Raw genomic sequence first — 15,090 nt, 5'->3', positions numbered from 1 at the left:
AAATAAAACAAATATTGAGGAAAATTTCAGATACTAGCATTACATTACTAGGTTGGGCAATTACTGTGCGTATATGTCACTTAGATTGGTAACTGGTACGCAAATTAGACTAGAAAGTATAGGAGTCAAACATGCTGCAATTGGCAAAAGTGAGTCTTTTGCAAGGATGGCTACCAATAAGCCTTTTTAGCGTAAATGGTATTTCTTTAGTCTTGTTGCTTTTTATGAAAACAAAACGCGGCAAGAAAATGTTCCACTTACTAATACAGCTTGCAATAGGTGTCATAACATTTTTTGTCGGTGGAATAATTGCTTGGCTTATTTCTGACGTGTTTCTTGTATTCGGAGTAAGTCTTGGATGGCTCGTTATTTTTTCTATTGCATGCGGCTTCGGGCTTATAGGTTTTGCAGCAACAGCACTTGTTTTCTTACACAAATGGAGGAAACTAGTTGCAGTAATAGCTATTATCTTGACGTTAGCAAGCACAGCTCTTCATGTAGACATGATTTATGGGGAATATACGACAATAGGTTCAATATTTGGAATGGGCGGTTTTCCAAAACTAGAAGTTAATAAGCAAAAATCCGCATCCTCTAGTATTAAGCAGTGGAGAGAGTTAGCAGCCCAACAAAAACTGCCAAAACTTCCTAAAAAAGGTATTGTTCGTTCAGTTTATATCCCTAACACTGCTTCACATTTCAATGCTAGAATAGCGAACGTATACTTGCCACCTGCTGCACTTGTTAAAAAACCACCAAAACTGCCAGTTATGGTCATGTTCGCAGGACAACCTGGTAGCCCTAATCACTTTTTTGCAGCAAGCGATATTGCAAATACTTTAGACAATTACGCGAAAGATCACTACGGTCTTGCACCTATTGTTGTAGCTCCTGACCAAAATGGTGAATCTTCGCATAATTCTCTTTGTGCGGATACACATGTGTTCGGCAAAGCAGAAACATATTTAATTAATGATGTTCCTAAATGGATACGCAAACATTTGCCAGTAAGCAAAGATCCTAAAATGTGGCTTATGGGCGGCTTCTCACAAGGAGGCACTTGCTCAACGCAACTAGTTCCATCTCACCCTGATATATTCGGAAACATTTTTTCTGCCGGAGGGGAACTAGAACCAACGTATAAGAATCGCCAAGAAACAATTAATCATTATTTCAATGGAAACACATCAGAATATGAGCGACACGTACCTAGTGTGATAATGCGTAAAAATGCTCCTTTGAAACAAAATTATTACGCTATTGCAGGCTCATGGGATACTAAATCTCAAGCGAATCAGGCAACCATTGCATTAAGCGCACATCGCGCTGGAATGAATGTTATAACCATGCTTTCTCAAGGCAATGGTCATGATTGGCACACAGTAAAAGCTGGATTAAAAATAGCAATTGATCAATTCTGCAAAAAAACAGGTATTTCAAGCACTGCACCAAAACTTAATACCTACCAAAATGTACAAATTCTTATCAACCAGCAGGTGAATCGAGACTAATATGATGCTGTCTTTCTTTCATAAACGTTGTAAGAAAAATGATTCTGATTCTAAACATTCAGCAATTCGGCATACAAAAATATTGATGCACGATTTCATAGCTTGGATGCAACATAAAGTTTTTGCATTAACACTTACGTGCATTTTTATTGTTATAAATTGCATACATTGGGTTGTATTAACGCTTATGCATTTTTATACTTATGGCACAAGCGCTACTCTTGCACAATTGTTTATGCGGCATCATCGCTCAAAAGGTCCAAGCCTATTCTTCGGGCACGGAAACGTCACAGAGCTGCTGATAAAAGTATGTCATTCGCTTATTTTCGTAAATAATATGCCATCTCTTATGGTTAATTGTTTACTTGTTGCCGTACTTATTGGCGTTGCAGAAACTCGTATAAGTAGACTCAATATTATTTATATTGCAATATTTAGCACACTTATTGGCATAATTGTAGGATTAACAATCATAGGTAATCTTTCAATCATTATTCGAAACATGCATTGGATTACCAAGATTCCTATTCGACTATCTCCATTCACACTGTTTATTGGCGCTTTTATGGCTTCTGCATCTTACGAATCTATTTTGTGGCGCAGAAGAACTTTAGTAATTGGATACGCTACTACTTCAGCAATGCTTCTTTATAGTGGAAATCCTGGCGATTATTGCACTATTATTGCAGCTCTTACAGGGCACATCATCGGCAATATTATGAGCAAAACAAAAGGCGTTAAACGAAGTGTAAACTGGTGGGAAGGTACAGATTACGAAATTCGCAGGCTTTTTGCAGTAGCTCAGAGCATTATTGCATTAGGTCCAGTGTTGGCATTATCTTCGCGCTCTCACGCAGGAATTCTTACTACTCTTGGTTTGTTTATGTCACCGCAACTAGGCTCTAAAACATGGCTTACGCGATGCATGACAAATTACAGCACAAATAATTGTTTTCTTCATTCAGGTCTACATCACGCTGCAATTGGCGGATTATGGATTCGCATTCTATTACCAAGCATCACACTGATGATTATTGCGTGGGGAATGTTACGAGGGCGTAGACTAGCTGCATTAACTTCTATATTTATAAACGCACTAACTGTGCTATATGCAGGAATGTATTTCACTGTTTTGCCTTTAATTGCCACAAAACAAAATATTTTGGAACATCAACATAATGCTGTTGCTGTTGCTTTTATGCTTACAGCTCTCCCACCATTATTGCTTACTATTTTGTTGATAATTAATTTAAAGCATTTTTCTGTTCATACGAGCAAACTACAGGCACGTTTGGGACTAATAGCGATTTTTATAGCATTGTACATAACTGGCGCTGGATATGTTGCTTTTGGTCTTATGATACCTGAAGAATTTACTCCATCTGCTGATGTTTACCACTTATTGCGAGATTTACCAGGGCGCTGGATGCCTATGGGATTTGGAAACAGATCTAACGCAATGCTTCGCACTGAAACACCTCTATCTTCTTTACTAGCACAAAGCGTGGGCGTGATATTCTGGGCAATATTGTTTATTGTCTGCTTTACGTGGTTCCGCAGCAGCATCTCTACAAGCGAAAACGATAGAAAAAAAGCAAGCTCATTAGTAGAACTTGGCGGAAACACAATGAGCTTTATGACGACTTGGGCAAATAACCATTATTGGTTCTCTCAAAGCGGGCAATCTGCAATCGCCTATAGACTAAATTACGGTATTGCACTCACTCTTACAGAGCCTTTTGGAGATGAAAAAGAATATTCGCAAGATATTCGAGGATTTATTAAATTATGCGAACAAAATTCGTGGTCTCCAGCATTCTATGCTGTGCACGATAAAACGCGTCAAGAACTAGAAAAACTTGGATTTACTTCTATTAAAGTCGGAACAGACATGCTAGTAGACCCTAATGCTTGGCAGACGCGAGGGAAAAAATGGCAAGATATTCGTACAGCTATAAACAAAGCAAAACGAGATGGAATTGCCGACGTACTTACAACTTATAACGAAGCCTCTTGGGACATACAGCAACAAATTGTAGAAATTTCAGAAGAATGGGCAGAGTTAAAAGCTCTTCCAGAAATGAAATTTACTCTCGGTGGACTTGACGAACTTCAGGATAACCGCGTCAAAATTTTATACGCTATTAATGAAGACGGCAGGGTACTTGGAGTAACTAGCTGGATGCCAACGTATAGGAATAATAGAATCATTGGTTGGACACTTGATTTTATGCGTCACCGCACAGATAGTCCTAATGGGATTATGGAATTATTAATTGCTAGAATGGCAGAACGTTTAAGAGATGAAGGATTAGAAAACCCAGACTGTTCTGTAGAATTTATGAGCCTTTCTGCAGCACCTCTAGCTGGTATAAACGAAGACACATTGAACGAAAATGGTCAAAAATCTTCTAACGTTATTAATCATGCACTAGAAATGATGTCTGACATTTTGGAACCAGCTTATGGGTTCAAATCGCTATATTTCTTCAAGAAAAAATTCCAACCATCCGCAAGTTCCGTATATGTCTGCTACATGGATTCTGCAAAATTAGCTCAGATTTCACTAGCTGTGACTCACGCCTATTTACCGGAAGCTAATCCTAAACAAATACTAGAAATGGTAAAATCGTTGCGTCCAAAAAGTAGCGAAGCGAACAAATAATTTGTTAAGTTTTAGATAAACTTCGGCGAGTTCTCCCTAGTGTTGCGTAAAGTAACAAGTGCACGTCAGGGAGGTTCATCGTGTCAGAAGTAAAGCCAACCGTCGCTGTCGTAATGGGATCCTCAAGTGATTGGGAAACCATGCGTCATGCTTGTGAAATTCTAGATAAATTCCAAGTTCCGTATATGAAACGAGTTATTTCCGCACATCGTACACCAGAATTAATGGCAGATTTTGCGCATAATGCTCGCTCAAACGGTTTCAAAATTATTATTGCTGGAGCCGGCGGAGCTGCCCACTTGCCTGGCATGATTGCGGCACAAACCACGCTTCCTGTTATTGGAGTGCCAGTACGCTCGCATGCGCTATCAGGCTGGGATTCATTGCTTTCAATAGTACAAATGCCAGGAGGTATTCCTGTTGCAACTACTGCAGTTGGAAACTCTGGAGCAACAAATGCTGGATTGCTTGCTGTAAGCATTCTAAGCACAACTGATAATCGTCTTGCTAAAGAACTAGCAGAATATCGCAATGAACTAAAAGAAAAAGTCGAGGAATCAAATGCCAACCTTATCTGAAGTAACTAATGGCGCTGTTGAACGTTTAATGCCAGGATCCACTATTGGAATTATTGGTGGCGGCCAGTTAGGGCGCATGATGGCTATTGCAGCTCGCCATATGGGTTTTCGTATTGGTGTTCTTGATCCTACGCTTGACTGCCCTGTGTTCCAAGTAGCAGATTTGCAGGTTGAAGCTAATTACGACGATCCTGAAGGCTTGCGTGAGCTTGCTGAACGTTGCGATGTATTAACTTACGAATTTGAAAATGTTAACGCAGACGCACTTGATAAAGTTCGTCATTTAACCGCAATCCCACAAGGAACTGACCTGTTACGCGTAACTCAAGATCGCGTCAGTGAAAAAACGTTCATTAATAGTCATAAAATCGAAACAGCTCCGTGGCGTGAAGTAAATAATTTAGACGACTTAGATACTGCTATTGACGAAATAGGCTTGCCAGCAATTCTTAAAACTCGTCGCGGCGGCTACGACGGTCATGGCCAAGATGTTTTGCGTACAGAAGAAGACGTTGCTAACATTCACCATCGCTCGGATCGCGGAGGAAAATTCCCTCCTTCAATTCTCGAGGGTTTCGTTGATTTTGCTTTTGAAGCATCGATCCTGGTTTCTGGAAATGGTAAGGATTTCGTAACTTATCCTCTAGTAAAAAACGTGCATCACAATAGTATTTTGCACATGACTTTAGCTCCTGCAGTAGTTGATCCTGAAGTTGAAAAAACAGCTCACGAATTAGCTTTGCGCTTAGCTAAAGGATTCGAACTAGCAGGAACATTAGGAATTGAGCTTTTCATCACTAAAGATAATCGCGTAGTAGTAAACGAACTCGCTCCTCGCCCTCACAATTCCGGGCATTATACGATTGAAGCTTGCGATATGGATCAATTTGAAGCACATATTCGCGGTATTGTTGGTTGGCCTTTAAAGAAGCCTAAGCTACTTTCCCCTGCTGTTATGGTAAATGTTCTTGGACAACATGTGGCTCCTACGCGTTCGCTGATTTTGGAACATCCAGAATGGCATATACACGATTATGGAAAAGCTGAAGTTCGTAAGAATCGCAAAATGGGTCATATTACTGTGCTATGCGATAATCCTGTTGACGCCGCTGCCGCATTAGATGCAACAGGCTGCTGGGACGACGAACTAGACTAAAAACGACGAAAGGATGCGAAATGTCTAGTGAGCCTATGCGTAGACATACAAAACAAAAAGAAATAGTACTCTCCTACTTACGCGAGTCTCGTAATTTTGTTTCTGCACAAGATTTGCACAGAATACTCGCCAAAGACGGGGAGATTATTGGCTTAGCAACAGTGTATCGTCAACTTAATTCTTTAACTCAAAGCGGCGAAGTAGACACAGTGCGTTTTAACGGTCAGCAATTATTCCGCATTTGCGACGAGAATACGCACCACCATCATTTAGTTTGCGAACGTTGCGGAAAAACTGTTGATATTGAGCCGCCTGACGACGAAGGCTGGATTCATAAAGTAGCTGAATCTCACGGGTATACTGTGGTGGATCATACGCTAGAAGTATTCGGCTTATGCGAAAGCTGCCGCGAAGAAGATAAGTAACCTGCGCGCGTCTTATTGACGCGTGCAGACCTCGCTTGCGTTGAAAGCACACCGTGCTTTCGACCTTGAGCAAGCTCGGCACCATGAAAAATCTTGAAATGCGCTATGCTATTTCAAGATTTCATAGTGCCCCCGACGCGACTCGAACGCGCAACCAACGGATTAGAAGGCCGTTGCTCTATCCTTTGAGCTACAGAGGCAAACAAATGGTTATTATACCAAAAAACTACTATCAACGCGCCATAAAATTATAAATATCAAACGTTTATATAAAAATTGTTATTCAATAATCCACGCAAGTGACATCAACACTGCAAGGAAGAACACATTGACAATAGTATACGTGAGCAAATAACGCCCACGGTAATGCGAATACTGGTGTGTAATTCCCTTATAAGAAATAAGCGAAGCCATAGAAGCAATCAAAGTACCCATTCCACCAAGATTCGTGCCAATAATAAGAAGCTTCCACTGATCACAGAATCCAGAAAGCAGAATCGTCGTCGGCACGTTGCTAATAAATTGGCTTGAAGCAATAGAAACTTCCATCGGATGCGTACCAACCCACATTTGCGCAAGATCGCTAAATCCAGCAACTCGACGCATATTGCCAATAAAAACAAAGAACATAATAAACGTGAGCGGCAAAGCCCAATCTAAAACACGGAATACGTGGCGGTCGCAAACAAGGAAAGCTGCAACCATAATGAGCACCATAATCCAGTCAGGAATCCATCCACTAACACCACACAAGCAAACAACAAACAGCAAACTATAAACAGTAACACGCCAGCGAGTAAAACTCATGCCATAGCCCATAACACGAATTTCATCAGGCTGCGGATGACCATGCGAAGGAGCCAACACACTTTGCTCAATATCGTCACCATGCAAACCTGCAAACTGGTCAACTGTGCGCGACTTAAAGAATACGAATGCAAATACGATCATCAACAGTGCTGCTGTAATCGTATAAGGCGCCATAATCTTCAAAAAATCTTGCGTAGACATATGAGTCAACGCCTTTAAATACAGATTGTGAGCATTGCCAATAGGAGTGAGCATACTTCCAACATTGGCACCAATAGTCATAAGCGTAATTACAAGAATTGACTGCTTTTCAGCATTCGCCATTACGAGCACAGATAGTGCAAAAGGCACAAAAGTTACGAGAGCAACGTCGTTCGTAATCCACATTGCCGAAAAGAATGTTAACGACATAAGCACGAGCACCAAGCCGCGCTCAGTGCGCACATGCCTTAGCAAACGCGCACCAATAGATCGAAACACACCAATGCGCTGGAATCCGCACACAACCATCATAAGGCACACTAATTGCGAAATAGTGTTGAGATGAATATAACTCAAATATTGCGGATCTGGAGGTACCAAAAAACAGGAAATAACTGCCAAAATTGCAGCAACAATAAGAATGGTTTCACACTTGACCACATTCAACAGCCAGCGCTTCATCATTCCTCCGTAACGCAATAGACATAATGACTCTATTATACTAGAAACCCAGTCCCACAATCGGGTTAAATTCCCGACAAAATCGTTGCAATAACAATAAATTAGCAACTATTAATAGCGTGATTTAGCCTAAAGTAGCTAACATAAAATTCCGCCCTTTTTTATGACACGCGCATTGAAAAAATTGCGTTTAAAGACAAGATTGCGTATATCATATTAAAACAAAGAATTTGTTGTCTACACAAGAAGCGAATTATGGCAGAAATAAACAAAACAGAAGATCAGAAGCTTGAACAAAAACTTGCTCGTCAAAAGCATCTTCGTGAAAACCACAAGCGCAATACTGCAGATTTAGTTGTTGAATGCTTGGTAAACGAAGGCGTTGAAGTAGTATTCGGTATTCCAGGTGAGGAAAATATTCCGCTTCTTGAAGCAATTGAACGCGATGGACGCATTCGTTTTGTGCTTACTCGCCACGAGCAAGGCGCTGGTTTTATGGCAGCGACATACGCTCATATTACTGGAAAACCAGGCGTATGCTTGGCAACTCTAGGTCCTGGCGCATTGAATTTAACACTTCCTGTAGCTCAAGCAAACGCAAGCACCACACCGCTTGTAGCGATTTGCGCACAAGGTAACGTTTCTAGGCTTTATAAGGAATCTCACCAAATTATTGATTTGGTTGCACTCTTCCAGCCAATTACGCAATGGTCTTCTATGATGCTTGCTCCAGAATCTGCGCCAGAAATGGTTCGAAAAGCTTTCTCAATTGCCGGTCGCAACCGTCCGGGAGCCACGTGCCTTGTTATTCCGGAAGATATCAGCGAAATGCCAGCACCTGACAACGCAAAGCCTCTTCCACTTCCGCATCCGCTGCATATTATGCCAGCGCCGGACACTATTGAAGAAGCTGCGAAAATTATTAGTCAAGCAAAGCAACCTATTATTTTGGCTGGAAACGGCGTTGCGCGCTCTCACGCTGAGGACCAGCTTCTTGCGTTTGCTGAGCAGCTTAATGTGCCGGTTGCAACTACTTTCGAAGGTAAGGGCGTTTTCCCAGATAATCATCCGAATGCACTTGGCGTAGTCGGCTTCATGCATCGCGATTACGAGAACTTCGCGTTTGACACTGCTGATTTGATTATTGCTGTCGGCTTCTCAATTCAGCAGTTCGACCCGAAGAAAATCAACCCAAATATTGATAAAACTATTATTCACATCAATACTTTTGTGGAAGATACCGACGCACACTACCCTACTGCGCTGAATATTATGGCGAATATTGGCCAAACGCTTAAAACTCTTACAGAAGTATTAAAGACACGAAACATTACTTTTGACGTAAGTCACCCACGTATTCGACAACTACTTACGGAAGAATTACATTCTTGCGAAAACGACGAAAGCATGCCAATGAAACCACAGCGCGTAGTTTACGATATTCGCCGCGCTGTTCCTGAAGGCACGAAGGTTCTTGTAGATACAGGCGCTCTTAAAATGTGGATGGCACGATTGTACCCAACTATGCACCCGAATACTTGCATAATCGACAACAGTCTTTCAACTATGGCTTGGACGCTTCCAGGTGCTGTTGGAGCTTCGTTTATTCGCGATAATTCCGGCAAAATTAACACGAAACCGGTTTTGGCTGTGATGGGCGACGGAAGCTTTATGATGAACGTGCAGGAAATTGAAACTGCAGTGCGCGTTGGCAGCCGAATGGTAGTTCTTGTTTGGGAAGATAACGCGTACGGCTTAATCAAGTGGAAGATGGAGCTTCATGCAGGCGAGCACGAGTACGTTGATTTCCATAATCCGGACGTGCCAAAACTAGCTGAAAGCTTTGGCGCGCGCGGTCATGCTGTTAAAAAGCCGGAGGATTTGTACAACATGCTTCGTGAAGCGCTGGATCAGGAAAGCGGCGTCGACGTGATTTCTTGCCCAGTTGACTACAGTGAGAATATGAAGCTTATTGAAAAGCTCGGCGATATTGACTTTAGTAACTGAGTTTCAATAAATTTTTGCAGACAAAAGGCTACGTAATCACGCTAGATTACGTGGTCTTTTGTTTGTTAGTACAGTTTTGTACAAAAGATTGCATGAAAGGCTACATGATTTGCGATTGTAAGTTTTTGCGAGCCGCTTCCATTGAAGTAATTTTTCCTAGAAGCTCAAGCTTTTCCTGACCATCCTTGAGTTTCGCCATACGCACTCTAGCAGCACCGATTCTACGCATATAGCCAATATCAAGAAGGCGAATAAGCAGCTCGTTTGCATACTTACTTTCTGCACTCGTAGCTTTCCGCAAAAGATCTGAAGGAGATCCGTTTGAAACTTGCTGATTCTGTCGATTGCCGGTATCTTCCAATGTATCTGCAGGAGAAGGAAGCGGCAACGGCATTACAGAAAGTTCTGTAATAACGGATTCAAGCAAAGGACCTGCAGCTTTTGTCATCATATGCAGCCACAATCCTTGCGAAACATTGCCAACCGGCAATCCACCTGCAGCTACAAATGCTTGAAACAGCGTACGAAATACTGGTGTAATAAAATTATTCAAAGTCAATTGCGCAAACAATTTCTCATCAAAAGCAAGCGGAACTTGCAAAAGTAACGCCATAAATTGTTGTTCGCACATAAATACAGCATCATCCACACGATAATAATGCTGATTTTTAGCAGAACTTTTAATAATTTCCATGCGCGAAGCTTTAAAACCTGCATTACGGTCGTCATTAATTTGCTGACCAAAAGTTGGAATAACGTTATGCTTTTGCGCATAAGCATCGTCGTCACGCACTTTCAAACGTCTACGTGCAGACTCAACTTCATTGCGCATAACAGCTAAATCAACGCCAATTGAACGCACGGCTTTGCGCATATACAAGTCAAGCAGCGAACGGTCTCGAATTTGCGCAATAAGAGGAGCGACAGCCTTTATAGCGCCCATTTGACCAGTAGTGTACGAAGTCTCAAAACGATTAATTACTGTGTCAATAACGAAATCGTATAGCGGACTTGCATGTGCAACAAGCGAACGCACAGCCTCATCACCGCGCTGAATACGCAAATCGCAAGGATCGAGATTATTGTCTGCTACAGCAACAAAAGTTTGCGTCAAAAACGCAGAATCCAAACCAAAAGCGTGTAGCGCAGCCTTTTGACCTGCAGCATCACCGTCGAAAGTAAAAACGATGCGCGAACTTACAGACTGTCCATCCACCTTCAGTGGGCCAACAAGCTGAATTGCCCCCAAAGAATCGTCTGCAATAAGGCGGCGCACAATTTTTGCATGCTCAACGCCAAACGCAGTTCCGCAAGTTGCAACAGCAGTATCAATACCAGCCAAATGACATGCCATTACATCTGTGTAGCCCTCTACAATTACAACTTGACGCTTTTTTACAATATTTGCCTTAGCTAAGTCAATTCCGTACAGAACTTGCGTTTTTCGATACAGTGCAGTATCGGGAGTGTTAATATATTTCGCGCTAATAGAATCGTCATCATAAAGCTTTCTTGCACCAAAGCCAAGAGTTCGACCAGTCGAGTCGCGAATAGGCCAAGTTAAGCGGCCACGGAAATAATCATATATTCCGCGCTGACCGAGTCTAGCGAGACCAGCGTCGAGAAGCTCTTGACGCGTAAAACCTTTATTCGCTAAGTATCTAACTAAATTATCCCAGCCTTTAGGCGCGTAACCGCAAGAAAAACGCGCACTTTGTTGCGGAGTAAAGTTTCGCCCTGCAAGTAATTCGCGCGCAGGAGCTGCCTCTTGAGTGCCGAGATTTGAAACGAAAAACTTTTGCGCTTCTTCATTTGCTTCTAAAAGCCTGGCTCGCTTAGAACCGCGCGATTGAGAATCACTATTTTGCTCCTGCTTATAATGCATCTCAATGTGGTAACGATCTGCTAAAAACTCGACCGCTTCACGAAAATCAATATTCTCTTTTTGCTCAACGTACTTAAATACGTCGCCGCCAGCGCCGCAACCAAAACAATGCCACACTCCCAAGCTTGGTCGCACACTAAAACTTGGCGTTTTTTCATCGTGGAATGGGCAAAGACCTACAAAAGTGCCAGTTCCGGAAGGCTTAAGCGTCACTGTTGCAGACACAATGTCATACAAATCTGCCGCAGCGCGCACGCGCTCAATGTCTTCTTTCACAATCATTCCAACCATGCTATCTAGCTTATCGCAAATCTGCGGCGAGTGGTATTGCGCATATAATTTTAGTGTTTCAGCCACTTTTCACCGTTTTTCCAAAGCATAATACAAAAATAGGCGATGCGAACACAGGATATACTGCGTTACGCACCGCCTTAAAATCAATTACTTGATTACAACAGATACAAATGCAATTTATAAATGCAATTTATAAGCATTAATACCTAAAAATAACTAGAGAAAAGATTAGCGAATAAACTATTTAGTGACGACTCTTGCAAAGAACAGCACCAATACCGGCAAGCATGGAAGCAGTGACAGCAGCCAAAACTACAGAAGAACCAGTATTAGGAAGTTTAGCAGTCTTATTGCTATCAATCTTATTGCTATCAATCTTATCGCTATCAGTCTTATTGTTATCAGCTTTACTATTATCGACACGATGCGGAATAGAAGTATCTACAGATTGAGTGTCAGCCGATTCAGAATTTTTTTGAGAATGTCCGAAGTAATCAATAGCAGCTACAAACCTATTGAGCGCGCCATCAAACTTTGGATGGTGCAAACTAAGATAATAAGATTCAGCTTCATCTGCCTTATTCTGAGCTGCGGCTTTTTCTTCTTCTGTAGAAGCGTTATCAACTTCATCTAAAGCTGCAACCCACTTAGCCTTAGCTTCGCAAATCTCATGATTTACTTCCAACAATGCTTTAGCTTCGGCGTACCCCTTAGCATTCGTATCGCCTGCGGAAACGATTTCATTTGCGCGAGACAATACTTCCAAAATCAAATTATCAACATCTTCTTCTTGACTATCATTGGAATAATCATCAGCCATCGCTGGAGTAGAAAAAGCTAATCCGGATAGCAAAGTTGCAGCAGCAGCGAATACTGCGATAGCTTTCTTGTTTAACATAATTTTCCTTTCTTCTTCCTTCTCACGTACAGCGTGCGAAGAATTTTGCACTAAAATATGTTAGTGTAACTTTGGGTCAAACATGTGACCTATATCACAAAATACCCCCCCCCTAGAAAATGAATGAAGTAGAAGGAAAAATAGAACAAAGCTATATAATTTTCAGGCTAAATTAATGACAGCAAATTTGCGAGAATTCACCATATAACTGATGCAAAACCGTCGAAAACACATAATCACTTGGTGAAATAAACAAAACGAGACGAAACTGTCGAAAACACCAAATCAACGATAATATCGACAAAATACGCTACGAAATCAGCGGAAGACGCACAAATCGCAAATAGTTGCGCAAGCCGCATCTTCCGCAATCTTTCGTAATCTTTTGCTACTTTACAATTCCCGATCTTTAATGAAACCAGTAAAATCAAACGGCTTCTCAACTAGGTAGTAAACGTTTGAATCATCCGGAGCTGGAGCAAAAGGTATTGCTTTATGTTTAGAAGTTGGAACAAAAGGATTGTCTCTCATATCACCATCTTTTGAAGCAACTGTTATCTCTGATTTACTGTAATATTTAGGATCTCTGCGCAAAATAAACGGACGATCCATATCCGGTTTAGTCTTGCCTTTGCCTTTAAAGAATCCGCTTGCTTCTAGTTCGTCGAGCTTTGCACTAACCGGAACAAGCACAAAATACGCGCGCATCTTATACGTTATACCCTTATTTACTCCCGGCACATCAATAAAGTTATTGCTAGAATAATCTGGATAATTGCTATCTAAATCTTGGTAATCTTGGAATTGTCCGTTAACACACAACCCCGAATGCACATTGTATACCTTATTGCCACAATAAGGATCTCCACCATCGCGAAATATTTCAGTCATGCCAGAATCACCAAAAATCAATGTATTGTGCAAAGGAAGAGAATTCTTATCTTCATCACTATCATCAGTATCAATTGCATCACCCAATAATTGCTGTGTATACTGCCACATTCCGAAACTGTGTGCATAATCTTTATTATTTTCATCATCTACTAAATCATCCATAGCATGAGTGCCACGAAGAAGCACTCTAGTATTCTCGCCTATTTCTGTATCATAATTTGTAGGTTCAAACTCTAAGCAATCTCCAGATTTAGTGCACCATTTTCCAACAAATGGAACTAATGTAGAAACTACAGTTGCTTGATTACTTTCACCATATCCACGCTTGCTAGTAAACATTTTCTTAGTTTCAGAAGCATCAGCGCCATAGTAAAGCGTTATGTCGGTATCTCCCCTATGTGATTGCCCTAATCCAAGATTAGACCCAACAATTTTGCCTAAGTGTTTTCGGGATGAATATTTTGGTACAAGTCTAACTTTGAATCCTTCATCAGACATCATTTTGTACGCTTCGTCTTTATCTTTATCGAATAATTCAACAGGAACAGACCTGCCGCTATCAGGATATTTATCTTCTTCTCCAACGCCTATGAAGATTTCTTTATTTTCATCTAAAGGCTCGCCTGGCATTGGGTTAGTTGCAGCAATTTTTCCAGGATGAAGTGAGGCTACTTTGTAAACTTTTACTGGAACTCCCATTGATTTTAATAGAGGCGCTGCTTCTTCAACAGTTTTTCCAATCACTCCCTTTTCCGGAATTCCAGGACCTTTGGATTCAACGACCGTTACAACGTGATTTCCGTGAATAACTTGCCCAGGTTTTACGTTTTGATACCGAGCAAAATTACCTGGTTTACTTCCTCCGAAATCTTTTACTAAGTGAGTTTCAACACCTTTTTCTTGCAGTTCGCGTACAACATCTTGCGCAGATTGTGAAGTTTTTGCTTTAGGTACGACTATGCGTTCAGATGGCGCTGCTTTACGAAAATGCGGAAAAGTAAAGAAGAAGACTGCCGCCGCAATAATTGCAACCGCTGCTATAACACATGCGCTTATAACAATTAGTTTGCGATTTTTTATAAGTGGAGTTGCATATTCAGGCTGAGCTATTTGAATTCCAGGCTGCTCTACTCCCGTAGGCTGCATCACTTCCGTAGGCTGAGATTGTTCAACGTTATTCCCGTATGAAACAGAAGCACCACAGTTACCACAGAATTTTTCTCCAGGAATAATATTATTCCCGCAATTTGCACAAAACATTCTCAACCTTCTTCGCACACTTTAGTCTTTACAACAAATCTACA

The 15,090-nt window shown here is 41.3% G+C and carries 10 protein-coding genes and 1 tRNA gene; 6 read left to right on the top strand and 5 right to left on the bottom strand.

All coding sequences use genetic code 11. The annotated features are described in order from the left end of the window. Positions 1–131: 131 nt before the first annotated feature. The 5 genes from A5294_RS00855 (at position 132) to A5294_RS00835 (ending at position 6,335) form a co-directional block, all read left to right on the top strand. On the top strand, positions 132–1,511 hold the full coding sequence (locus tag A5294_RS00855) for an esterase family protein (protein WP_064340224.1): 1,380 nt from the start codon (positions 132–134) through the stop codon (positions 1,509–1,511). Position 1,512: 1 nt separating this feature from the next. Beyond that, complete coding sequence (locus A5294_RS00850) at positions 1,513–4,176, top strand: bifunctional lysylphosphatidylglycerol flippase/synthetase MprF (protein WP_082851859.1); 2,664 nt, start codon at positions 1,513–1,515, stop codon at positions 4,174–4,176. An 80-nt stretch (positions 4,177–4,256) separates the two neighbouring features. Beyond that, positions 4,257–4,754 (top strand): 5-(carboxyamino)imidazole ribonucleotide mutase, encoded by a 498-nt coding sequence (gene purE / locus A5294_RS00845; RefSeq protein ID WP_032842436.1) that lies wholly within the window; start codon positions 4,257–4,259, stop codon positions 4,752–4,754. Beyond that, positions 4,738–5,910, top strand: coding sequence for a 5-(carboxyamino)imidazole ribonucleotide synthase (purK, locus tag A5294_RS00840; protein ID WP_004106000.1), 1,173 nt, complete (start codon positions 4,738–4,740; stop codon positions 5,908–5,910). Before purE ends, purK begins: the two co-directional genes overlap by 17 nt. Positions 5,911–5,930: 20 nt before the next feature. Then, entirely contained in the window at positions 5,931–6,335 is a 405-nt protein-coding gene (locus A5294_RS00835; RefSeq protein ID WP_004106002.1) for a Fur family transcriptional regulator, read from the top strand. Positions 6,336–6,462: 127 nt separating this feature from the next. Here A5294_RS00835 and A5294_RS00830 read toward each other — a convergent pair. Then, a tRNA-Arg gene (locus tag A5294_RS00830) sits at positions 6,463–6,535 on the bottom strand. Positions 6,536–6,614: 79 nt separating this feature from the next. Next, positions 6,615–7,808 (bottom strand): SLC13 family permease, encoded by a 1,194-nt coding sequence (locus A5294_RS00825; RefSeq protein WP_064340223.1) that lies wholly within the window; start codon positions 7,806–7,808, stop codon positions 6,615–6,617. Positions 7,809–8,063: 255 nt separating this feature from the next. On the opposite strand from A5294_RS00825, the gene A5294_RS00820 reads away from it, so the two are divergent. Then, positions 8,064–9,815, top strand: a complete 1,752-nt coding sequence (locus A5294_RS00820) for an acetolactate synthase large subunit (protein ID WP_082851858.1) — start codon at positions 8,064–8,066, stop codon at positions 9,813–9,815. A gap of 100 nt (positions 9,816–9,915) precedes the next feature. Here A5294_RS00820 and dnaG read toward each other — a convergent pair whose 3' ends face one another. The 3 genes from dnaG to A5294_RS00805 all read right to left on the bottom strand — a co-directional run bounded on the left by dnaG (position 9,916) and on the right by A5294_RS00805 (position 15,046). Next, complete coding sequence (gene dnaG, locus A5294_RS00815) at positions 9,916–11,991, bottom strand: DNA primase (RefSeq protein WP_004106012.1); 2,076 nt, start codon at positions 11,989–11,991, stop codon at positions 9,916–9,918. 247 nt (positions 11,992–12,238) lie between these two features. Further along, complete coding sequence (locus tag A5294_RS00810; protein WP_032842434.1) at positions 12,239–12,892, bottom strand: hypothetical protein; 654 nt, start codon at positions 12,890–12,892, stop codon at positions 12,239–12,241. A gap of 393 nt (positions 12,893–13,285) precedes the next feature. After that, on the bottom strand, positions 13,286–15,046 hold the full coding sequence (locus A5294_RS00805) for a PASTA domain-containing protein (protein ID WP_064340222.1): 1,761 nt from the start codon (positions 15,044–15,046) through the stop codon (positions 13,286–13,288). Positions 15,047–15,090: the final 44 nt, after the last annotated feature.

Origin of the sequence: Gardnerella sp. 30-4 (assembly GCF_001641215.1) — a bacterium.
Taxonomy (GTDB): Bacteria; Actinomycetota; Actinomycetes; order Actinomycetales; family Bifidobacteriaceae; genus Bifidobacterium; species Bifidobacterium leopoldii.
The sequence above is the reverse complement of the archived record's forward strand: the minus strand, read 5'-3'. Positions and strand labels throughout refer to the sequence as shown.